18 protein-coding genes are annotated in these 21,498 nt (G+C 60.1%); 5 read left to right on the top strand and 13 right to left on the bottom strand.

Going from position 1 to position 21,498, the window contains the following annotated elements; translation table 11 throughout:
- Positions 1 to 116 precede the first annotated feature (116 nt).
- The 4 genes from ACQZ6F_RS19405 (at position 117) to ACQZ6F_RS19390 (ending at position 3,920) form a co-directional block, all read left to right on the top strand.
- Complete coding sequence (locus tag ACQZ6F_RS19405; protein WP_449093965.1) at positions 117 to 890, top strand: amino acid ABC transporter substrate-binding protein; 774 nt, start codon at positions 117 to 119, stop codon at positions 888 to 890.
- Positions 891 to 976: 86 nt separating this feature from the next.
- A complete protein-coding gene (locus tag ACQZ6F_RS19400) occupies positions 977 to 1,657 on the top strand; it encodes an amino acid ABC transporter permease (protein WP_077470493.1) in 681 nt (226 codons plus the stop codon).
- Positions 1,654 to 2,415 (top strand): amino acid ABC transporter ATP-binding protein, encoded by a 762-nt coding sequence (locus tag ACQZ6F_RS19395; protein WP_174072643.1) that lies wholly within the window; start codon positions 1,654 to 1,656, stop codon positions 2,413 to 2,415. Before ACQZ6F_RS19400 ends, ACQZ6F_RS19395 begins: the two co-directional genes overlap by 4 nt.
- Before the next feature lie 263 nt (positions 2,416 to 2,678).
- Positions 2,679 to 3,920 carry a multidrug effflux MFS transporter gene (locus ACQZ6F_RS19390; RefSeq protein ID WP_449093966.1) on the top strand — a complete coding sequence of 414 codons (1,242 nt, stop codon included), beginning with the start codon at positions 2,679 to 2,681 and terminating at the stop codon, positions 3,918 to 3,920.
- Between the two features lie 7 nt (positions 3,921 to 3,927).
- Here ACQZ6F_RS19390 and ACQZ6F_RS19385 read toward each other — a convergent pair whose 3' ends face one another.
- From ACQZ6F_RS19385 to ACQZ6F_RS19370, 4 genes are all read right to left on the bottom strand, one after another.
- Complete coding sequence (locus tag ACQZ6F_RS19385) at positions 3,928 to 4,386, bottom strand: GNAT family N-acetyltransferase (protein WP_449093967.1); 459 nt, start codon at positions 4,384 to 4,386, stop codon at positions 3,928 to 3,930.
- Positions 4,387 to 4,470: 84 nt separating this feature from the next.
- Positions 4,471 to 5,292, bottom strand: a complete 822-nt coding sequence (gene aidB / locus ACQZ6F_RS19380) for an AidB family quorum-quenching N-acyl homoserine lactonase (protein ID WP_449093968.1) — start codon at positions 5,290 to 5,292, stop codon at positions 4,471 to 4,473.
- A gap of 75 nt (positions 5,293 to 5,367) precedes the next feature.
- Complete coding sequence (gene pyc / locus ACQZ6F_RS19375) at positions 5,368 to 8,829, bottom strand: pyruvate carboxylase (protein WP_449093969.1); 3,462 nt, start codon at positions 8,827 to 8,829, stop codon at positions 5,368 to 5,370.
- A 115-nt stretch (positions 8,830 to 8,944) separates the two neighbouring features.
- Entirely contained in the window at positions 8,945 to 9,685 is a 741-nt protein-coding gene (locus ACQZ6F_RS19370) for a helix-turn-helix transcriptional regulator (RefSeq protein WP_077470526.1), read from the bottom strand.
- A 367-nt stretch (positions 9,686 to 10,052) separates the two neighbouring features.
- Here ACQZ6F_RS19370 and ACQZ6F_RS19365 point away from each other — a divergent pair, with 367 nt between their 5' ends.
- Positions 10,053 to 11,822 carry a glucan ABC transporter ATP-binding protein/ permease gene (locus ACQZ6F_RS19365; protein ID WP_174072649.1) on the top strand — a complete coding sequence of 590 codons (1,770 nt, stop codon included), beginning with the start codon at positions 10,053 to 10,055 and terminating at the stop codon, positions 11,820 to 11,822.
- A 413-nt stretch (positions 11,823 to 12,235) separates the two neighbouring features.
- Here ACQZ6F_RS19365 and ACQZ6F_RS19360 read toward each other — a convergent pair whose 3' ends face one another.
- The 9 genes from ACQZ6F_RS19360 to ACQZ6F_RS19320 all read right to left on the bottom strand — a co-directional run bounded on the left by ACQZ6F_RS19360 (position 12,236) and on the right by ACQZ6F_RS19320 (position 21,464).
- Complete coding sequence (locus ACQZ6F_RS19360; protein ID WP_449093970.1) at positions 12,236 to 13,327, bottom strand: porin; 1,092 nt, start codon at positions 13,325 to 13,327, stop codon at positions 12,236 to 12,238.
- Positions 13,328 to 13,672: 345 nt separating this feature from the next.
- A complete protein-coding gene (locus ACQZ6F_RS19355; RefSeq protein WP_449093971.1) occupies positions 13,673 to 14,887 on the bottom strand; it encodes an OpgC family protein in 1,215 nt (404 codons plus the stop codon).
- A 677-nt stretch (positions 14,888 to 15,564) separates the two neighbouring features.
- Positions 15,565 to 15,723, bottom strand: coding sequence for a hypothetical protein (locus ACQZ6F_RS19350; protein WP_167343891.1), 159 nt, complete (start codon positions 15,721 to 15,723; stop codon positions 15,565 to 15,567).
- A 164-nt stretch (positions 15,724 to 15,887) separates the two neighbouring features.
- Complete coding sequence (locus ACQZ6F_RS19345; RefSeq protein ID WP_449093972.1) at positions 15,888 to 16,076, bottom strand: hypothetical protein; 189 nt, start codon at positions 16,074 to 16,076, stop codon at positions 15,888 to 15,890.
- Between the two features lie 159 nt (positions 16,077 to 16,235).
- On the bottom strand, positions 16,236 to 16,985 hold the full coding sequence (locus tag ACQZ6F_RS19340; protein ID WP_449093973.1) for an ABC transporter ATP-binding protein: 750 nt from the start codon (positions 16,983 to 16,985) through the stop codon (positions 16,236 to 16,238).
- Positions 16,982 to 17,815, bottom strand: a complete 834-nt coding sequence (locus ACQZ6F_RS19335; protein WP_449093974.1) for an ABC transporter ATP-binding protein — start codon at positions 17,813 to 17,815, stop codon at positions 16,982 to 16,984. The genes ACQZ6F_RS19340 and ACQZ6F_RS19335 overlap by 4 nt, the downstream gene beginning before the upstream one ends.
- Positions 17,812 to 18,738, bottom strand: a complete 927-nt coding sequence (locus ACQZ6F_RS19330; protein ID WP_449093975.1) for an ABC transporter permease — start codon at positions 18,736 to 18,738, stop codon at positions 17,812 to 17,814. The genes ACQZ6F_RS19335 and ACQZ6F_RS19330 overlap by 4 nt, the downstream gene beginning before the upstream one ends.
- Positions 18,735 to 19,802 carry an ABC transporter permease gene (locus tag ACQZ6F_RS19325; protein ID WP_449093976.1) on the bottom strand — a complete coding sequence of 356 codons (1,068 nt, stop codon included), beginning with the start codon at positions 19,800 to 19,802 and terminating at the stop codon, positions 18,735 to 18,737. The genes ACQZ6F_RS19330 and ACQZ6F_RS19325 overlap by 4 nt, the downstream gene beginning before the upstream one ends.
- Positions 19,803 to 19,820: 18 nt before the next feature.
- Positions 19,821 to 21,464, bottom strand: coding sequence for an ABC transporter substrate-binding protein (locus tag ACQZ6F_RS19320; RefSeq protein ID WP_449093977.1), 1,644 nt, complete (start codon positions 21,462 to 21,464; stop codon positions 19,821 to 19,823).
- Positions 21,465 to 21,498: the final 34 nt, after the last annotated feature.

Here is a 21,498-nt window from a genome sequence, read left to right as displayed (position 1 = left end):
AGAAAAATATTCGCAATTGCCCTTTTATCTTGCAGTTTTCTACGCTTCCGCGATGCAATTTTTCTGCGATGTATGCCACATTGATTGAAACCGCTCTCCAGAAACGGAAGAAAACGATGAACTGGTTGAAGACTGTTGCTGCTGCCGCCCTCGTGCAGGCCGCGCTCCTCGTGCCCGCCCATGCCGGCGACAACCTCAAGGCGATCCAGGCTGCCGGTGTGCTGAAGGTCGGTACGGAAGGCACCTATGCGCCATTCACCTTTCATGACGAGAGCGGCAAGCTCACCGGCTTCGATATCGAGATCGCCGAAGCCATTGCCGGGAAGCTCGGCGTCAAGGCGCAGTTCCTGGAAGGCAAGTGGGACGGCCTGATCGCCGGTCTCGATGCCAACCGCTACGACACCGTCATCAACGAAGTCGGCATCACCGATGCCCGCAAGCAGAAGTATGATTTCTCCGATCCCTACATCGCTTCCAAGGCCGTGCTGATCGTCAAGGACAGCAACACCGACATCAAGGATTTCCCTGATCTCAAGGGCAAGAAGTCTGCACAGTCGCTGACCAGCAACTTCGGCAAGCTCGCCACCGAGTCCGGCGCCGAACTCGTCGGCACCGACGGCTTCGACCAGTCGATCCAACTTGTGCTGACCGGCCGCGCCGATGCGACGATCAACGACAGCCTCTCCTTCCTCGACTTCAAGAAGCACAAGCCCGACGCGCCGGTGAAGATCGTCGCCCAGCAGGCCAATGCCGATTATTCCGGCGCCATCATCCGCAAGGGGGAGCCGGAACTGCAGGCCGCCATCAACAAGGCACTGGCCGATATCAAGGCCGATGGCACCTATGACAAGATCTCCAAGAAATACTTCGGACAGGACGTTTCGAAGTAAGGGAATAGGCAGAAACGTGAAATTGTGAAAAAGATGCGTCCGGGGACATCTCCGGACGCATTCTCTTATGGAAAGGGCGCTTCTGCGTGGAGCACTGGTTGCAATTGATGTGGGAGTCTTTGGGTACGCTGCTTTGGGCAGGGCTCGTCTTCACCATCCCGCTCACCCTGATCACCTTCGTCCTCGGCCTGCTGCTCGGCCTCGTCACCGCTGTCGTCAGGCTGTTTGGCCCGCGACCGCTCGTCGCCGTCGCGCGTTTCTATGTCTGGGTGATCCGCGGCACGCCGCTTCTGGTGCAGCTCTTCGTCATCTTCTACGGCCTGCCGAGCATGGGCATCCTGCTGGATGCTTTCCCCGCCGCCGTCATCGGCTTCACACTGAATGTCGGCGCCTACTCGTCCGAAATCATCCGCGCCGTCATCTCCTCCGTGCCCAAGGGCCAGTGGGAAGCGGCCTATTCCATCGGCATGAACTGGCGCCAGGCGATGAGCCGCACCATCCTGCCACAGGCGGCCCGCGTTGCCGTGCCGCCGCTGTCCAACACCTTCATCTCGCTGGTCAAGGACACCTCGCTTGCCGCCGCCATCACCGTGCCGGAGCTGTTCCAGGCCGCGCAGCGCATCGTCGCGACCACCTATGAGCCGCTGATCCTCTATATCGAGGCGGCCATTATCTATCTCGTGCTCAGCACCTTCCTGTCGACGCTGCAGGGCTACCTCGAACGCCGTTTCGCCCGCTCCGGCGGCACGCTGGAGGCACAGGCATGATCGAGCTGTCGCATATCGAAAAACGCTTCGGCGAAAACGTCATCCTCAAGGATATCAGCCTCGTCATCCCCGAAGGCACGGTGACGGCGCTTGTCGGACCCTCGGGCGGCGGCAAGAGCACGCTTCTGCGCTGCATCAATCTCCTCGAAATCCCTACGGCCGGCACCATCCGCATCGGCGACGAGACGGCCACCTTCCAGCCCGGCAAGAAGCCTGCCTGGCAGGACATCCAGAAGATCCGTCGCCAGACCGGCATGGTCTTCCAGAATTTCCAGCTCTTTCCGCATCAGACCGCCATCGGCAATGTCATGGAAGGCCTGACGACCGTGCTGCGCTGGCCGCAAGACAAGGCTCGCGCCCGCGCCGTCGAGCTTCTGACCAAGGTTGGCATGGCGCACAAGATCGACGCGTGGCCCTCGACACTGTCAGGCGGTCAACAGCAGCGTGTGGCGATCGCCCGCGCGCTTGCCCCCTCGCCGCGCGTGCTCCTCTGCGATGAGCCGACCTCGGCCCTCGATCCGGAATTGGCGGCGGAAGTGGTCGATGTTCTCGGCAAGCTTGCCAATGAGGGCACGACCATGGTGATGGCGACGCACGACCTGCGGCTTGCCTCGAAGATCGCCAATAATGTGGTCTTTCTCGAAGCGGGCAACATCGTCGAGACCGGCTCCTCCCGCAGCATCTTCGGCGCCCCGGCGCAGGAGCGCACCAAGCAATTCATCTCCACGCTCAATGCCGGCCACAGCTACGACATATGAGCGGCAGGGCATCGCGAAGCGCCCCTTGCGCCTTAAGAGGCGCATTGACGGCATGCAGCTTTCTGGTTAGCTCTTATGCCATGAACACGGCATTGGTCATGGTAGTGGTAGGAAGGCGCATGGGCAGGATGGTGTAACCATCCGGCGAAAGCTCCCATGCGCGGTAAGCAGGCTCCTGACGGGGCCTTTTTTATTGCCTGAAATCCGGGCAGCACCTCGTCAGATCTTCCTCGACCTCCCCCACTTCCAAGACGGACAAGGCCATGACGCGCAACCAGAGCCGCATCGAAAGTTCAGCAAAGCAAACCATCGAAAACCCGGAAACTGAAAGGGCGCCGCCGCGGCTGACGACCCTCATCCTGCTTTCGGCGCTTGCCGTGCTGCCGGTCAACATGATCCTGCCCTCGCTGCCGAAGATCGCTGCGGCATTCCATGCTGATTTCGCCCTCGTGAACCTCTCGGTTGCCGGCTTTTCCATCGTCACTGCGTTCCTGGAGGCGATCGGCGGCGCGATATCGGACCGCTTCGGCCGCCGGCCGGTCGTCCTGACGGCCCTCTCGGTCTTCATCGTCGCCTCGATCGGCTGCGCTCTCGCTCCTGACATCGGCATCTTCCTCCTATGCCGCATGATGCAGGCGTGCATCGGCCCCTGCTACTCCGTCGCCCTCGTCATCATCAAGGAAACTTCAAACGATCGGGAGGCCGCCAGCAAATTCGGCTATCTCGCCATGGGATGGGCGCTGGCGCCCATGGTCGGCCCCCTGTTTGGCGGTTCGCTGGACGAGGTTTTCGGCTGGCAGGCAAGCTTCGTCACCCTCGCAATCCTCGGCATCGCGGCCTTTCTTCTGTCCCTACGCGAACTGAAGGGATCGAGAGCGCCCACGCCGGATGCGCGGAGAAACTATCTTGCCTCTTACGGCCTGCTCCTGCGCTCGGCGCGATTCTGGGCCTTTACGCTCTGCATGGCGTGCTCGATGGGCGTGCTCTATATCTTCCTCGGAGGGGCGCCGCTCACGATCGGCGACACGCTTGGCGGCTCAAGCGCAATGCTCGGCTTCTATATGGGCCTGGTTCCCGCCGGCTTTATACTCGGCAGCTATCTGGCCGGCCGCTACGGGGCACGCATCCCGCTCGGCATGATCCTGGTCACGGCGCGGTTTCTGACCTGTATCGGCTTGATATCAGGCCTTGCCCTGTCGCTGTCCGGCATGACGCATGTTTGGGCGCTCTTCGGCCCCTGCATCTTCATCGGCATCGGCAACGGCCTCACCATGCCGGCGGCCAATAGCGGCGCGATGTCGGTACGATCAGATATGGTCGGGACAGCCGCGGGGCTCGCCGCCGCCATGCGGATATCGGGCGGCGCGCTCATCGGCTCCATTGCCGGACTATTCCTTGAGCGGTCGCCGACAATCCATACCCTGTTCACCCTGATGCTGATCTCGGCCTTGCTCGCGCTGCTTGCGGCATTCTGGGCTGCCATGATCGAGAAACGAGCCTGCTGAAGGGCAGCTAACCGACATGCTTGCTCATATGGACGAGAAAGCCGTCCTTAAGGGCTTCTTCGCGATCGATCGCATAGCCGTGTCTCAGATAGAGCTGCACGTTTTCGGCAAAACGCTTGTTGGTATAGAGCCGGAGTACCTTCAGGCCGAGCGAAGCAGCCACTTGCTCGGCATGGGCAAGCAGCTTTTTGCCTATGCCCTTTCCCTGATGGCGGGGCGATACGGCGATATTCTCGATCAACAGATGATCGGCGCCCGGCGCCATCTCGATCAGGGCCACGAGCTCGCCATCGGCCTCCACGAGATCGATGCGATGCTTGCGCACGGCTTCGGCATAGTCCGCCGTCATCGGCAGCGGCTCACGACCGATGAGCGGCACCCACTTGCCGTAGGCCTCGCGCGTCAGCGCGCGAATGGCATCGACATCGGCATCAGTTGCCGCCCGCAAGGAAATCGCTTCCGTCACTCCTCCATTCCCCTTCACTCGGCCAACTCGTTTGCTCGGCTTTTGCGGCAAGGTTTCCCGTCCTCCTCTCCGCTGCTGGAAATGTCAGGCCGGCAGAATCTTGTAACCCTTCGCGCCCCGCTCCACGCGTCCAAAGCCGGTAATGTGGCCGCCGGCGACGATCCAGCCTTCGCGGGCCGCATCTTCCAGAGCGGCTTGGCGGGTCCGGGCCGCCTGCCCGGGATCGAGATCATAGGCGAGGCCGATTTTCGGGTCACCGGGCTGCAGATCTCCCACATGCAGGGTATCCCCCCAGATCAGCAAGGAATTGTCGCCGCCGCGAAGCAGATAGCCTGTGTGGCCGGGCGTGTGCCCCGGCAGCGAATGCGCCTCTACGCCAGCTAGCACTTCGCCTGGCCCGATCCGCTTTATACGCGACCCGTAGACGGGCTGCAGCTGCTCGGCAATCTTGAAGCCACCGCGTCTCGCCTCCGGCAGCGCCTCACGTTCAGCCTGATCGGTGAAAAAGGCGATATCACGCTGCGGTACGAACACCTCTGCATGCGGGAAATACGGCTCGTCGCCATCGAACAGGCCGAGTGCATGATCGCCATGGATATGGGTGAGCAGAACGCCCTGGATTTCATCCGGCGAAATACCCGCATCATGCAATGCCGATCGTGCATGGCCGTATTTCGGCCCCCAGGACGTGCCCGTCCCGGCATCGATCAGAAAAGCCCCGGCAGGCCCGCGCAGAAGGAAGCAGTTCACATTCACCTGAAGCGTCGGCTTGCCCCAGGTTTCAATCGCGTGCCGCCGGGCAGCATCGCCATCCGCGTGGACCAACACATCCGCCGGCGCCTCGAAGAGGCCGTCGAGCAGAAGTGTAACGTCGTATTGCCCGATATGCAGGGAACGATCAGTCATGGCTGCGCCTCTGTCCGAAAAGCTGCACAAAAAGGGCCGGCTCCGAGCCGGCCTTTTTCGTATCTCTATGGACGCTCAGGCGCCGTAGACGACAAGCAGATCCTTGGCGTCGATCTGGTCGCCGGCGCGCACCAGCACCTCGGAGATCGTGCCGTCCTTCTCCGCATGCAGCGCCGTTTCCATCTTCATCGCCTCGATCGAGACGAGAACATCGCCGGCCTTGATAGCCTGTCCAGACGAAACGAAGACCGTGGAGATGACACCCGGCATCGGCGCGCCGACATGGGCTGCATTGCCCGTCTCAGCCTTGCGGCGCACGGCGCTGCCGGAAGCGCCATGGGCGCGATCCGGCACCTTGATGCGGCGTGGCTGGCCGTTGAGCTCGAAGAATACGGTCACCATGCCCTTGTCGTCGGTCGCCGTCATCGCCTGGTTGACGACGACAAGCGTCTTGCCTTTCTCGATTTCGGCAAACAGCTCGCCGCCTTCCTTCAAGCCATAGAAATAGGCGGGCGTCGGCAGCACCGAGACCGGGCCATAGGTATCTGCGGCCAGCGCATAGTCGGTGAAGACCTTCGGATACATCAGGTAGGAGGCGAATTCGAAATCATCGACCTTGCGCTCCAGCTTGGTCTCGATCGCTTTGCGCTCGGCATCGAGATCGGCCTCGGCAAGCAACGAACCCGGGCGCACCGTATAGGGCTTGTCGCCCTTCAGCGCCTTCTTCTGCAGGGCATCAGGCCATCCGGCCGGCGGCTGGCCGAGATCGCCCTTCAGCATGGAGACGACCGATTCCGGAAAGGAAACCTCCCGATCCGGGCTGACGACGTCGGACACCGTCAAGTCCTGGCTCACCATCATCAGCGCCATGTCGCCGACGACCTTGGAAGACGGCGTTACCTTGACGATATCGCCAAACATCTGGTTGGCGTCGGCATAGGCCTGCGCCACCTCGTGCCAGCGGGTCTCGAGGCCAAGCGAACGCGCCTGTTCCTTGAGGTTGGTGAACTGTCCACCGGGCATTTCATGCAGGTAGACTTCCGAAGCCGGTCCCTTGAGATCGCTCTCGAAGGCAGCATACTGGTGGCGCACGGCCTCCCAGTAGAAGGAGATGCGGCGGATCCATTCCGGATCGAGGCCCGGATCGCGTTCCGTGCCCTTCAATGCCTCGACGATCGAGCCGAGGCATGGTTGCGAGGTATTACCCGACAGCGCATCCATGGCCGCATCGACGGCATCGACGCCGGCATCGACGGCGGCGAGCACCGTTGCAGCCGCAATGCCCGACGTATCATGGGTGTGGAAGTGGATCGGCAGGCCGGTCGCCTCGCGCAGTGCCTTGAACAGCACCTTGGCAGCAGCAGGCTTCAGCAGGCCGGCCATGTCCTTCAGCGCGATGATGTGCGCACCGGCCTTTTCCAGCTCGACGGCAAGATCGGTATAGTACTTCAGATCATATTTCGGGCGGGCGGAATTGAGGATATCGCCCGTGTAGCAGATCGCCGCCTCGCAGAGCTTGTTCTCCTCGGCAACGGCATCCATCGACACGCGCATGTTTTCGACCCAGTTCAGGCAATCGAAGACGCGGAACAGATCGACACCACCCTTGGCAGCCTGACGAACGAAGTATTTGACGACGTTGTCGGGATAGTTGGTGTAGCCGACGCCATTGGCGCCGCGCAGCAGCATTTGCAGCAGCAGGTTCGGCGCCGCTTCGCGGATGAGCGACAGGCGCTCCCACGGATCTTCGGTGAGGAACCGCATGGAAACGTCGAAAGTGGCGCCCCCCCAGCATTCCAGCGACAGCAGCTGCGGCAGGGCGCGCGCATAGGTGCCCGCTACGCTGGCAATATCATAGGTACGCATGCGCGTGGCGAGCAGCGACTGATGGCCGTCGCGCATCGTCGTGTCGGTCATCAATACGCGTTTTTCATTGCGCATCCATTCGGCGAATTTCTGCGGGCCGAGCTTGTCGAGCAGCTGCTTGGTGCCGTCTGGGACCTTCGCGTCGATATAGGGCAGGACCGGTTCGGACGCCTTCGGCGAAGGTGTCGGGCGGCCGCGCGTTTCGGGATGACCGTTGACGGTGACATCGGCGAGATAGGTCAAAAGCTTGGTGGCGCGATCCTGGCGCTTGACCTGCTGGAACAGCTCCGGCGTCGTATCGATAAACCGCGTCGTATAGCTGTTGTCGCGGAATTTCGGGTGGGTGATGATCGCTTCGAGGAAGGTCAGGTTCGTCGCCACGCCGCGGATGCGGAATTCGCGCAGCGCACGATCCATGCGGGCGATCGTCTCGTCCGGCGTCGACGCCCAGGCCGTCACCTTGACCAGCAGCGGATCGTAGAAGCGGGTGATGATGGCGCCTGAATAGGCCGTGCCGCCGTCGAGACGGATGCCGAAGCCGGCGGCAGAACGATAGGCGGTGATGCGGCCATAATCCGGAATGAAATTGTGCTCGGGATCTTCTGTCGTCACGCGGCACTGCAGTGCATGGCCGTTGAGGCGAATATCCGCCTGCTTCGGAACGCCCGATTCCGGCGTGCCGATGGCAAAACCGTCGAGGATGTGGATCTGCGCCTTGACGATATCGATGCCGGTGACGACTTCGGTCACCGTATGCTCGACCTGGATGCGCGGATTGACTTCGATGAAGTAGAATTTGCCGGTATCGGCATCCATCAGATATTCGACGGTGCCGGCACCGACATAATTGGTTGCTCCGGCGATCTTCAGCGAATAGGCCGCCAGCTCCTGGCGCTGCGCATCGGTGAGATAGGGCGCCGGCGCGCGCTCCACGACCTTCTGGTTGCGGCGCTGAACGGAACAGTCACGCTCGAACAGATGCACGACATTGCCGTGCGTATCACCAAGCACCTGGCTTTCGACGTGGCGGGCACGCTCGACCAGCTTTTCGAGGTAGACTTCATCCTTGCCGAAGGCAGCCATCGCCTCGCGCTTGGCCTCGGTCACTTCCTTGGCAAGATCGGCCTCGGAGCGGATGGCGCGCATGCCGCGACCGCCGCCGCCCCAGGATGCCTTGAGCATCACCGGATAGCCGATCTCTTCGGCCATCTTGGCGACTTCCGCCATGTCGTCGGGCAGCGGCTCGGTTGCCGGGACCACGGGCACGCCGACCGAGATCGCCAGATTGCGGGCGGCGACCTTGTTGCCGAGCTGGCGCATCGTGTCGGCGCGCGGGCCGATGAAGATGATGCCGGCGGCATCGCAGGCATCGACGAATTCCGGGCTCTCGGAAAGCAGTCCGTAACCGGGATGGATCGCATCAGCACCGGAGAGCTTGGCGACGCGAATGATCTCGTCGATCGACAGATAGCTCTCGATCGGACCGAGATCGCGGGCAAGATGCGGGCCGCGGCCCACCTGATAGCTCTCGTCCGCCTTGAAGCGATGCAGTGCCAGTTTGTCTTCCTCGGCCCAGATGGCCACCGTTTTTATGCCAAGCTCGTTGGCGGCACGGAATACGCGGATGGCGATTTCGGAACGGTTGGCAACCAGGATCTTGGAAATGGGCAATGCAGTCTCCTCATGCATCGAAACGGGCAATGCTGCACCCGCGAAGAAAATTCTTAACTTCTTGTCACAAGAAGTGTCAATTTCCCCGGCGGGTCGGAAATCAAAATAGTTGCCGCTACGGAATAAGTCCGTTTCTGAAAGCAATGGCAACGATGTGCTGTCGGTTCTTGGCTTTCAGCTTGTCCTGAATGCTGTTCATGTACCAATCGACCGTGTGATTGGAGATCGCCAGCAGCCGGCTGATCTCGATCGACGTCATGCCATCGGCCAGATGGCTCAGCACTTCGAGCTCGCGCTTGGTCAGCTTCAGATCGTCCTTGGCAGCCTCCTCCAGCGATTGCGCCTCGTCGCGCAGCTCCAGAAGCCGCCAGAACGCCTTCTTGGCAACCGCATCGAACAGAGACAGCTCCGTCGGCGACAGATCCACAGCGTCGCCGCCGATCGTCATGGTGCCAAGCAGACCGTTGCGCCCGTGAATCGGGAAGATGTAGCCGTCGACCAGCCCGTTGGCGCGAGCATCCGCCATCATCTGTTCCATTCGCCGCCAAAGCGGGTCCAATTTCTGCGCGGCCACGGCATCGCTCCAGCGAAATGGACGCTGCGCCCGGGTGGCATAGCGCGCCACCGGATCCACAAGCATGTATCTCTTGTTCATATAGGTCAGCGGCCATTTGTCGGGCCATCGACCCGCCAGAATGAAGCTGGCGATATCGACATTCGGTCGCGGCTGCTTCAGCAATCCATAAAAATCGAACTTGTAGGAACGCAGCACAAGCTCGAGTTCACCCACGACATTCTTGGCAAGCTTGCATTCTTCGATGACCACAAGCAGTTGTAATAAAGAATGGATATTCACATCTACCCCTTGGCTTTTCAGCCTGAATTGCTGGCGCGCGGACATCCCCATTCATGTCCCCCCGGTTCAAAACGCACCTCGTCGCCAGCGACCTCCCCATGCCCACATGGAATTAAACGCTTATGGCGAGCTTTTTGTCATTCAACCCTGGATGGCAAATCTTGCGCGATATGGGAACGCGACGCCACGAGAAACCATAAACTGTCATATTTTAGCGAAGACCGATAGCGCCTGCTACATGATCTCGCGCGTATGACGCGAAAATTATCGTGAGAAAACAGCTTCAGATTCCGTTAATCGCCGGTTCAGGTAGCGATCTGTAGTGTCGCAGCATTCCTAGTTTTGCTTGTGCAAGAGGGTGCCAGACGTGTCGCTGTTCAAAGTCTATGCAAGAGCCCTGAAGTATCTTGGCGCGTATCGATATCGCGTCTGGATGGTCGTGATCGCAAACATCGCATTGGCGATGACGACGATCTACGAACCGGTTCTATTCGGCCGCATCTTCGACGCCATTGCCAAGAAAGAGGCAGTGACGCCGACCATGATGCTCTGGGCCGGTTTTGCCGTGTTCAGTGCCGTGGCCTTCATCGTCGTGTCCCGAGAGGCGGATCGCCTTGCGCATGGCCGCCGCGCATCCTTGCTGACCGAAGCATTCGGCCGCATCATTTCCATGCCCCTGTCCTGGCATAGCCAGCGCGGCACGGCGAGTGCGCTGAACACGCTGCTGCGTGCCTGCGAAGCACTGTTCGGCCTGTGGCTCGAATTCATGCGCAATCACCTGACGACCGCCGTTGCGCTGGTCGTGATGATCCCGACCGCCATGGCCATGGACCTGCGTCTCTCGGCCGTGCTCATCCTGCTCGGCATTTTCTACTGGACCATCGGCCAGCTCGTCATGAGCCGGACGAAGGACGGCCAGACTTCGGTCGAAGGCCACTACAATACGGTCTTCTCGCATGTCAGCGACTCGATCAGCAACGTGTCGGTGCTGCATAGCTACAACCGCATCGAAGCCGAAACCAAGGCGCTGAAGTCCTTCACCGAGCGGCTGCTTGCCGCCCAGTATCCGGTCCTCGACTGGTGGGCACTTGCCGGCGCGCTGAACCGCACCGCCTCGACTGTTGCCATGATGGCGATCCTGATGATCGGCACCGTGCTCGTCCAGGACGGCAGCCTCAGCCTCGGCGCGCTGATCACCTTCATCGCCTTCGCCAACGTGCTGATCGGCCGTCTGGAACAGCTGCGTAACTTCGCCAACCAGATTTTCGAAGCACGCGCCAAGCTGGTGGACTTCTACACGCTGGAAGATTCGGTCCGCGAACGCGAAGAGCCGGCTGGCCTGGCCGAAATCAAGGACGTCAAGGGCGAAGTGGAATTCCGCAACGTTTCCTTCGGCTTTGCCAGCACCTCGCAGGGCCTGCACGACATCTCCTTCAAGGTGAAGGCTGGCCAGACCGTTGCCATCGTCGGCCCGACCGGCGCCGGCAAGACGACGCTGGTCAACCTGCTGCAGCGTGTCTTCGATCCGCAGTCCGGCCAGATCCTCGTCGACGGCAACGATATTACCAAGGTGACGCGCCGCTCGCTGCGCCGCTACATCGCCACCGTCTTCCAGGATGCCGGCCTACTGAACCGCTCGATCAGCGACAACATCCGCCTCGGCCGCGAAGGCGCGACCCAGGAAGAGATGATCCGCGCTGCTCAGGCGGCCGCCGCCAACGACTTCATCGAAACCCGCGAAAGCGGCTACGAGACCCGTGTCGGCGAGCGTGGCAACAAGCTGTCCGGTGGTGAACGCCAGCGTATCGCGATTGCCCGCGCCATTCTGAAGGACGCGCCGATCCTCGTGCTTGACGAAGCCACAAGCGCGCTCGACGTTGAAACGGAGAACAGGGTCAAGGCGGCGATCGACAATCTTCGCCAGAACCGCACGACCTTCATCATCGCCCACCGCCTGTCGACGGTACGCGAGGCTGATATCGTCCTCTTCCTCGAGAACGGTCGCGTCATCGAGAACGGCAGCTTCAGCGCGCTCAGCCAGAGCAACGGCCGCTTCGCCGCCCTGCTGCGCGCCAGTGGTATCCTGACGGACGAAGAAGTCCGCAAGGCACATACGACGGAACACGAAGCCGCCTGATCTTCGCAAGGGGCCCAAGATCGAAGCCGGGAGAGCACCGCTCTCCCGGCTTTTTGCTGTCGAGGATTTGGCTTGATGACAATTGTCAGGCAAGCACAGCGCGATCGGCAGCCCCGTGCCTGGCCCCTCACCCCAACCCTCTCCCCGCAAGCGGGGAGAGGGGGTTTACCGCACAAGGTCAGAACCTTTCTCCGCGAGTGCAGAAAACGCGGAGCAGGTCCCCTCTCCCCGTTTCAACGGGGAGAGGGTTAGGGTGAGGGGCAATACCCGGAAAGAATGAGCCAGGAAAACGCAGCCGGCCCCAAAACAAAGAAAGGCCCGGCGGGAAAACCGGGCCTTTCCGCTTTTCTGATCGGAGGTCAATTCGGCTGGGCGCTACCAGGAGTTAACATCGGCACCCAACCGAGATCGGATCAGAACTTGCGCTCGAAGCGGAGTACGCCGGCCCACTGGTTGCGGTCGGCGGCATCCCAATTGGTGTAGGAGACTTCCGGCTCGATCAGCAGATCCTTGACCGGACGCCAGGCAACGTTGGCCGTGGCGGCGAAGATCTTCGAGTCGGTGTAGGCCACCTGAGCGTTGGCCTGCAGCTTCGGGTTCAGCTGATAGCTGGCACCGGTCCAGAAGGCCCAGTCGCCCCAGCCGCAATCCGCGCCATTGGTCGGGCAGGCGGAACGGTTGCTGTTGAGATAGGAGCCGGCATACTTGTTCAGCTTGTCGCCGTTCGTATTCCAGCCGCCCATCAGGAAGGCCTTGAAGGCGCCGAAGTCGGCGTCGACGCGAGCCTTGATCGCACCCTCCTCGACGACGCTGTCATAGCCCCCGATGACCCGAAGGGTCCATGCACCCGTCTTGTAGCCGGCGCCGAGAACGACGTCCGGAGCATAGTGGTTGCCCTTGCCGGTCTGCCATGCGCCGCCATAGGACGAGGTGTCGCTCGCCGAGTTGGAATCTTCCAGCGAGATCACGGCCGTAAAGCCATTGCCGGCGTCATATTTGTAGGTGAGCTGGTTGAGCTCCTTCGGGCCGTCATAAATGACGTCGTCGTTGATGACGTTGCCGGCATAGCCCATGTAGTAATTGTACTGCGAGTCCGCCTTGCCGACGAGGAAGCCGCCGAGGCTGATATTGGCCCAGAGCAGCTTGGTGCTGGTGGTGTTGCCGTCGTTCCAATCCCAGCGGATAACCGTATTGGTCTTGAGCGGGCCATATTCGGTGTCCGTCGCCGTATCAACGGCCAGCTCAGCGCGCGTGTGCCACAACGTACCGACCTTGCTGCGGGCATTATAGGCATCATGCCATTCGCCTTCGGTGCGAACGCGGCCGCCGACTTTCAGGCAGGTTTCAGTGCCAGGAATAAAGAAGTAGCCGGCGCCATAGGCGTCGCAAATGCGAACATACTGAAGCGGTTCCGGCTCGGCAGCCACGATGGCGTCAGCCGCCTGTGCTCCCGATGCAGCGGCCAAAGCGGCAGCAGAACCGAGAAGAAGACTTCTGATATTCATAGATTACTCCAATCCAAAATAGATTGGGCATGAGTTATCGCGCCGAAAATTCGACGATCCCTACCCCATTCCCGATTTTGACAATCCCCACGATTGCCCAGCGGCTCCTTTCGGAAACGCCGGCGACGCGATGGCGGCACTCCCCGAGCGCCGTCACGTCGTCGATATAACAATTAAATTTTGCACAACAAGATTTTGGGCACTCTAATTTTTGCCGCAACGCACTCGGACGGTTTTGCGTTGCAGAAAAATCACGTCACACTTCCTTCGCGAAAGTGTCACAATGAAATTATAGAGGGAAATCAGATGATTGAGCCGCAACTGATGCGCGGCTCCAGGAGGCACTCAGTGGCGCTTTCCGATATGCATGGGCATCGCAATCGCCCTCGCCGGTGTCTTCTCAGTCCGTTGAGCGCCGACCTGGAGCCGCTTGTGCTCGAGATGATAGGCATAAAGGAACTGCGAGGCGATACCGATCGCGACATAGATCGCGCCGATGACCGGGTTCGAATGGGTCACATAAAGCAGGACCTGGCCGGCCATGGCGAGGATCGTACCAGCGACGAAGATGCTCAGCGAATGCCGCCCAAGGATTGTCAGCGGATGGTTGGCTGAACGGCGCAGGAACCGCGAAATCGAGGGGACGCTGACGATCAGATAGGCAAGCGCCAGCACATGCAGCAATCGCGGCAGCGACAGGAACGTCTTGTCAAAGCCGGTGACCACAGTCGGCAGGCCGAGCGTCGCCAAATAGTCGCCAAGCACCCAGAGCTTGTCCGTTACCCAGATGAAGGACAGCAGCACATAGGCCGCAGCAATCGCGATCAGCACGGGATGAACGGGAACCCGTCCGCCACGCTTCACATGCATCGTAGCGGTAAAGCCGATGACGAAGAGGAATTGCCAGGACAGCGGATTGAGGAACCAGAAGCCGTCGAGCAGCGTCGTATGCGGCGCGATGTAATAGGTGCCCGACACAAGCCAGACGCCGGCGGAAACAACAAGCAGAAGCACTCGGCTTTTCGCTTCCAGCAGCATGATCAGCGGTAGCATCAGAAACAGGGCGGCATACATCGGCAGGATGTTGTTGTAGCCGATCTGGTGCCCAAGCGTCAGCAGCGCCGGAATGCCGCGCGCCGGATCCATCAGCAGCGCGAGGATGTTCACTTCCGTCAGGAGGCCCTTCTGGTGGAATATCCAGGCGCCGGAAATGAACAGGATCAGCGTCACGAAGGTCGTGATCATATGTGCGGTATAGAGTGTGAAGGCGCGCTTCACCGCCTTCCACATCATCGCCAGCCGGTTACCGGGAGAAAACCTCGTTCCATAGGCCAGGCCCACGGAAATGCCGGAGATCAGCACAAAGGCTTCGGCTCCATCGGAAAATCCGAAATTCTTCGAGGTTATCGATTCGAAGATCTGCCCGGGAACGTGATTGATGAAGATCATGATCAAAGCCAAGGCTCTCAGGACATCCAGTCGTGTGTCCCGCGTCGCAACTGGCTTCGGCACGTTGATCAGTTGCGCCGATGTCAGGCCGATATTCGCCCTTGAGTTCATCAAACTCTCCTGTTCCAACAATCAAATGCAATCAAGGCCAAAGAGTTCCCCCTTTGGCCCCGATCTTCGAAGTGAAACAGTGCATAAACGCGACTGTTCGATCGGATGGCCCTCTTCGGGATGGGCGACCGCCCTGTCATTACAGTGACCGAGTATCGCATCGCATCGGGCGCTTTTGAGACGGAAATACGGCGATTTCCGCTCGATAGATTGCGGATTGTTGTCTGCCGCAAAGTCATCTTAGTTCGAAAGCAGCGCCGGCCTGACACAAACTCACCTGTGTTTCACGCGAAGGCCGAAAAAGCCTTCGATTGCTACGCGATGCAGCCATTTGGCCGATCCTGAACACCAGGTCCAACCGCCACAGCCGGTCAATTTCGCTTCGCTATAAATATCAGCGGCAGCGATATCGGGCTCTACACGATAGATATCGGCCAGATCACGATCGCGTGCATGTCGTCACCACAAGCGAATCGTCGTCACCTGGCGGAGCTTATCGCTTGAACAAGGAGGGATGTCACGGGTGAAAATGGCGACGGCAGAACCGCGCGAAAAAACGCGGCATCGACAACTCGGTCGGCCGCGCTTTCGATATTCGCCATTTAGGGAATTGGATTTTGCCAGAACCTATTCGTAAAAGGCGACCAGACCCGGTGCCTTCTCGAAGATCTCATCAATCAGACAACGATGCCGCAAACGATGGCCGCAACGAACAGAAACGCCGCGGAAAACAGAACGACATGAATCGCGGTCTGTATCTTGTGCCGCGTCTTGGCGGCTCGCTTGGAACCATCGAACTGATTCACATGCGTATTCGACATACCCAAATTCGCCATGTGTTGCCTCCGTTCGTTTTTCTTATCTATCCCGGCTTAAGCCCAGAAGCGGATATTCATACATTTCCTATCAATTAGGTAGAGATGAATTTCCGTCCAGAACTCCGCCTGAGAAAAAATAAACCACTGGATTGCAAAGGGCTCAAAAGATCGGCAAGGCCAAATCAGCAGAGAATGCGGCGAGCCCAAATCAAGCTGCGCTCGATGGCGCTGGTATCGGCGGCCTGCTCTTCGGCAGGTCCGGCCTGGCGGCGGCTATTGTCTTCGCAATGAGAAGTAGACCGTGCACCTTCCTGCTTCGCCGGAACCGGCGGATGAAGATATCCCATGGTCATGCCACCCATGAAAAACATGCCTGCCTCCACTTGCGTGTGACCCTTAATCGGGATCACGAAAGTTAACCGCCATTAACGAGATCATGACAGAATTGCGGCAGGTGTCAATAGTCTACAGGATTGGTCGTGTTTCAAGGGCGATTCGTTAATGCCGCCCGAGGGTTGGATATCGTCCGCTCAGGCGCGGACGAAACCCTTGCTGGCGATCATCAGATTGCGCGTATAGTCTTCCTTGACGTCGCCTGCCGCCAGTTGCTGAGCACTCAGCCGCTCGACGATCGCGCCGTTGCGCATGACCACCAGACGCTCGCACATATGCGTAACGACGCCGAGATCGTGGCTCACCATGACGAATGTCAGATTGCGATCTCTGCGCACCTGTTCGAGCAGGTTGAGCACTTCCGCCTGCACCGACGCATCGAGAGCCGAAGTCGGCTCGTCGAGCAGCAGGATCGACGGTTCGACGATCAGCGCGCGGGCGATGGCAACGCGCTGACGCTGGCCACCGGAGAGCTGGTGCGGATAGCGGAAACGGAAACCGGTCCCGAGCCCCACTTCATCCAGCGCCCTGGCGATGCGTGTCTCGCTGTCGCCGATACCATGGATCGCCAGCGGCTCCAGTAGCAACCGGTCGATCGTCTGACGCGGATGCAGCGACCCGTAGGGGTCCTGGAACACCATCTGCACCTGGCGATAGAAGGCCCTGCTGCGCCGCGCGCCCTTCAACTGCTCGCCACCGACACGGATCGTGCCGTCGGCAACGGGCGCAAGGCCCGCAACGGCGCGCAGCAGCGTCGACTTGCCGGAGCCGGATTCGCCGACCAGGCCGAAGGATTCGCCCTTGTTCACCTCGACGCTGACGGCATCGAGAGCATAGTAGCCATCATAGACGACGCTGAGGCCATCAACTGCAAGCGTTGCCGTCATGCCGCCCACTCCGGCTTGCGATCGAGAACCGGCAACGGATGACGGTTCTCGCCGATCACGGGCATGCAGTTCAGCAGGCCGCGCGTATAGGGATGCTGGGCATTGTTCAGTTCGGAAGCCTTGATTTCCTCCACGACCCTGCCTGCATACATGACGATCACCCGATCGCAGAAGGACGACACCAGCCGCAGATCGTGCGAGACGAAGATCAGCCCCATGCCGCGTTCGGAAACCAGCTTGTCCATGATGCCAAGCACATCGAGCTGTACGGTAACGTCGAGCGCCGATGTCGGCTCGTCGGCGATCAGCAATTCCGGCCCGGCGATCAGCATCATGGCGATCATGACACGCTGGCCCATGCCGCCCGAGACCTCGTGCGGATGCAGGTTGTAGACACGGGCGGGGTCGCGGATCTGGACGGCTTCGAGCATGGCCATGGCACGGTCGCGCGCCTCTCCCCTGCCGATTTTCTCATGCGTACGCAGCGTCTCGGTAATCTGCTTGCCGATGGGTATGACGGGATCGAGTGAATATTTCGGATCCTGCAATACCATGGCGATGCGCTTGCCACGCAGCGACCGGCGCTCTTTGGCGGAAATCGACAGCAGATCCATGCCGCTGAAATTCAACTTGTCGGCGCTGATGAGGGCGTGTGGCGGTGTCAGCCCCATAATGGCCCGGCCGGTCTGCGATTTGCCCGAGCCGCTTTCGCCGACGATGCCAAGCCTTTCGCGGCCAAGCGTGAAGGACACGCCGCGCACGGCCTCGATGATACCAGTGCGAGTGGGATAGCGGACCCTGAGGTTCTCTACGGTCAGCAGCTCTGTCATTGGCCGCTCTCCTTTGGATCGAGCGCGTCGCGCAGGCCATCGCCGAGCAGGTTGAAGCCGAGGCTGACGATCAGGATCGCGATGCCGGGCATGGCCGCCACCCACCACTGATCGAGATAGTATTTGAAGCCGCTTGCGATCATGACGCCCCATTCCGGCAAAGGCGGCTGCGCGCCAAGTCCGAGGAAGCCGAGACCAGCGGCGGTCAGGATGACGCCCGCCATATCGAGCGTGACGCGGACGATCACCGAGGAGATGCAGAGCGGCATAACGTGGCGGAAGATGATGCGCAGCGACGAGGCGCCCATCAGCTGCACCGCAGCGATATAGTCGGAGCGCCTGACGGTCATCGTTTCGGCCCGCGCCAGACGCGCATAGGGCGGCCAGGAAGTAATGGCGATGGCGATGACGGCGTTCTCGATGCCAGCCCCGAGCGCACCGGCGAAGGCAAGCGCCAGCACCAGCTTCGGGAAGGCGAGGAAGATGTCGGTGATGCGCATCAGGATCGTATCGGTCCAGCCACCGAGATAACCGGAGACCATGCCGATGATCAGCCCGATCGGCGCCGATATGATCGCAACGAGCACGACGATATAGAGCGTCCAGCGCGAACCGTAGATCAGGCGAGACAGGATATCGCGCCCGAGATCGTCGGTACCGAGAAGATAGCCCGGCGTGCCTGGAGGCTTCAGATAGGCATTGCTAAGGTCGCCAATGATGGGCGAATGCGGCGCGATGACATCGGCGAGTGCGGCCACCAGCACCAGTGCGACGATAATCAGCAATCCGACGACGGCCAAACGATTGGCGGAGAATTGCCGCCACGTGACGTAGGCACGCCCCAGTCTTGCCTGCCGGCGCGATTGCGGCCGGTCGGACAACAGCCAATCCCTCAGGCTGGGTTGGGTGATCTCAGCCGTCATTTACGTCGGGTCCTTGGATCTAGGGTCCGATAGAGCAGATCGGAAATCAGGTTGATGGCAATGAAAACCGTGCCGATGACAATCGTCCCACCGAGCACGGCGTTCATGTCGGCATTGCGCAGGGAACTGGTGATGTAGAAGCCGATGCCCGGCCAGGAGAACACGATCTCCGTCAGCACCGAGCCCTCCAGCAGCGATGCGTAGGAAAGCGCAATCACCGTGATCAGCGGCACCATGGCGCTGCGCAAGGCATGGCCCCAGATCACCCGCGTCTCGGAAAGACCCTTGGCGCGCGCGGCAACGATATATTCCTGCCCCAGCTCGTTCAGCATGAAGCTGCGCGTCATGCGGCTGATATAGGCAAGCGCGAAATAGCCGAGCAGCGAGGCCGGCAGAATGATATGGCGGAACACGTCCCAGAAGACGTCCCACTGTCCCTGCATGGCACTGTCCAGCAGGAAGAAGCCGGTAACCGGCGTGAAGGTATATTCGAAGGCGATATCGATACGGCCGGGATAGGCGACCCAGTTCAGTTTCGCATAGAAGATGACCAGCGACACCATCGCCAGCCAGAAGACCGGCAGCGAATAGCCGACAAGACCGATGACACGGACGATCTGGTCGATGAAGCTGTTGCGCTTGACTGCGGCAAGCACGCCGAAGGGAACGCCGAACAGCGCACCGATGATCGTACCGACCGTCGCAAGCTCCATCGTCGCCGGGAAGACCCGTTTGATGTCGTCCATGACGGGATTGGTCGTCAGCACCGACGTGCCGAAATCGCCGCTGAGCGCACTCAGCAGGTAATAGTAGAACTGCTGATAAAGCGGCTGGTCGAGATGCATCTCGCGGCGCAGACGCTCCACGACTTGCGCCGGAGCATGGTCGCCAGCGATCGCAAGCGCCGGATCGATCGGTATGACGCGCCCGATGAAGAAGGTGACGGCCAGAAGGCCAAGATAGGTCGTGACCGCAACGACGAGGAATCGCAGCAGACCCATGAAAAAAGGAGCGGCACGGCCCTTCTTGGGCCGCACCTGCATTTTCCGTTCGACGGTGCTCAAAGAACTAATCCTACCGGATTATCGCTTCGATATCGGCCAGACGAAGTTGTTGTCGAAGCTCGGGCCGAGCTTGAAATTCTCCACATCCTTGCGATAGCCGGCGACTTCCGTCTGCTGATAGAGGATGATGAAGGGGCTCGCGTCCAGGAATTTCTTCTGGATTTCCTGATACATGGCACCGCGCTTGGTAGCGTCGCTCTCGAAGAGTGCAGCCTTGGCTTCCTTCTCCAGCTCAGGAGAGGTCCAGGTGTTGCGCCAGGTCAGCGTCTTGTTGGTGCTGGTGTCGGAATTGTCGTCGTTGGTCGTGAAGGTATCGGCGTTAGAATGGGGGTCCCAATAATCCGGGCCCCAGTTGCCGAAATAGATATCGTGGTTACGGGCACGATACTTCGTCAGCTTCTGCTTGCCGTCGCCGGGGATGAGCTCGACCTTGATGCCGGCCTGGCCGAGCGTCTGCTGGATCGCGGTTGCAATGCTCGTATCCGGCTCGATGCTGCGCACGTCCATGGTGATCGAGAAACCATTCGGCAGGCCTGCCTTGGCCAGCAGTTCCTTGGCCTTGGCAACGTCGAGCTTGAACGGGTTTTCATCCAGCGAGCCGAGCATGCCCTTCGGTTCGAAGGTCTGATGGATCTCGCCGATGCCCTTGATCAGGGTCTTGCCGATGGCGTCGTAGTCGACCAGATATTTGAACGCCTGCTGCACTTCCGGCTTGGCAAGGTTCGGATTCTTCTGGTTGAGGCTCATATAGTAGATCGTGCCCTTCGGCGCGCTAGTCGAAGCCAGCTGCGGGTTCTTGTCCACGGCCTCGAGATCGGTCGGCGACAGGTTGCGGGCGATATCGATATCGCCGTTCTCCAGCGCCAGGCGCTGCGCCGAGCTTTCCTTCATGAAGCGGTAGATGACGCGGTTCAGCTTCGCCTTTTCGCCGTAGTAATTGTCGTTGCGCTCAAGCACGACCGCTTCGTTGGCGCGCCATTCGCGCAGCTTCAGCGGGCCGGAGCCAGCAAAGCCGGTCTTCAGCCAGCCATTGCCGAAATCATTGTCATACTTGTAGTCGGCCGATGGCGTCACTGGCTTGACGTGCTGCAGCGTCAGCTTCTTGTCGACCACTTCGGCGACCGTTGCCGTCAGGCAGTTCAGCACGAAGCTCGGTGCGTAAGGCTTGTCGACGGTGAAGGTGAAGGTGTTCGGATCGGTCGCCTTGGCCTTTTCCGTCACATTGTCGCCGGTGAGGCCGAACTGGGTAAGGATGAAGGCCGGGCTCTTGTCGAGCTTGACGACGCGCTCGAACGACCAGGCAACATCGTCGGCGGTGATCGGGTTGCCGGACGCGAACTTCAGGCCGGGCTTCAGCTTGAACGTATAGGTCAGGTGATCGTCGGAGACAGACCAGCTCTCGGCAATATCGGCCTTGATCTTGGAGGTGTCGTTGATGTCGAGGCGGACGAGCAGGCTATAGGTGTTGCCGGTGATTTCAGCCGTGGAGAGCTCATAGGCTTCGGCCGGATCCATGCTGAGAATATCGTCGAAGGCAAAGCCTTCGACCAGCGTGTCCTTGGGCGTTGCGGCATAGGCATTCGGCGCGGCCATCAGCAGAAGCGACAGAGCCACGCCGGCGGAAAGCGCCCGAAAACGGCCATTCATCTTGGTGATAATCATTATTGTCATTCCCCTTTTTTAAAAACTCGAAGCA

Source organism: Rhizobium sp. A22-96 (assembly GCF_053521805.1).
Note: the sequence above shows the minus strand (reverse complement) of the source record. Positions and strands in the feature narration are given on the sequence as shown.

Bases quoted from the DNA above. Each gene is read 5' to 3' on its own strand.
- ACQZ6F_RS19405 (WP_449093965.1), top strand. From the start codon at position 117: ATGAACTGGTTGAAGACTGTTGCTGCTGCCGCCCTCGTGCAGGCCGCG.
- ACQZ6F_RS19395 (WP_174072643.1), top strand. From the start codon at position 1,654: ATGATCGAGCTGTCGCATATCGAAAAACGCTTCGGCGAAAACGTCATC.
- ACQZ6F_RS19390 (WP_449093966.1), top strand. From the start codon at position 2,679: ATGACGCGCAACCAGAGCCGCATCGAAAGTTCAGCAAAGCAAACCATC.
- aidB (WP_449093968.1), bottom strand. From the start codon at position 5,292: ATGACTGATCGTTCCCTGCATATCGGGCAATACGACGTTACACTTCTG.
- ACQZ6F_RS19360 (WP_449093970.1), bottom strand. From the start codon at position 13,327: ATGAATATCAGAAGTCTTCTTCTCGGTTCTGCTGCCGCTTTGGCCGCT.
- ACQZ6F_RS19355 (WP_449093971.1), bottom strand. From the start codon at position 14,887: ATGAACTCAAGGGCGAATATCGGCCTGACATCGGCGCAACTGATCAAC.
- ACQZ6F_RS19350 (WP_167343891.1), bottom strand. From the start codon at position 15,723: ATGGCGAATTTGGGTATGTCGAATACGCATGTGAATCAGTTCGATGGT.
- ACQZ6F_RS19345 (WP_449093972.1), bottom strand. From the start codon at position 16,076: ATGTTTTTCATGGGTGGCATGACCATGGGATATCTTCATCCGCCGGTT.
- ACQZ6F_RS19340 (WP_449093973.1), bottom strand. From the start codon at position 16,985: ATGACGGCAACGCTTGCAGTTGATGGCCTCAGCGTCGTCTATGATGGC.
- ACQZ6F_RS19335 (WP_449093974.1), bottom strand. From the start codon at position 17,815: ATGACAGAGCTGCTGACCGTAGAGAACCTCAGGGTCCGCTATCCCACT.
- ACQZ6F_RS19330 (WP_449093975.1), bottom strand. From the start codon at position 18,738: ATGACGGCTGAGATCACCCAACCCAGCCTGAGGGATTGGCTGTTGTCC.
- ACQZ6F_RS19320 (WP_449093977.1), bottom strand. From the start codon at position 21,464: ATGATTATCACCAAGATGAATGGCCGTTTTCGGGCGCTTTCCGCCGGC.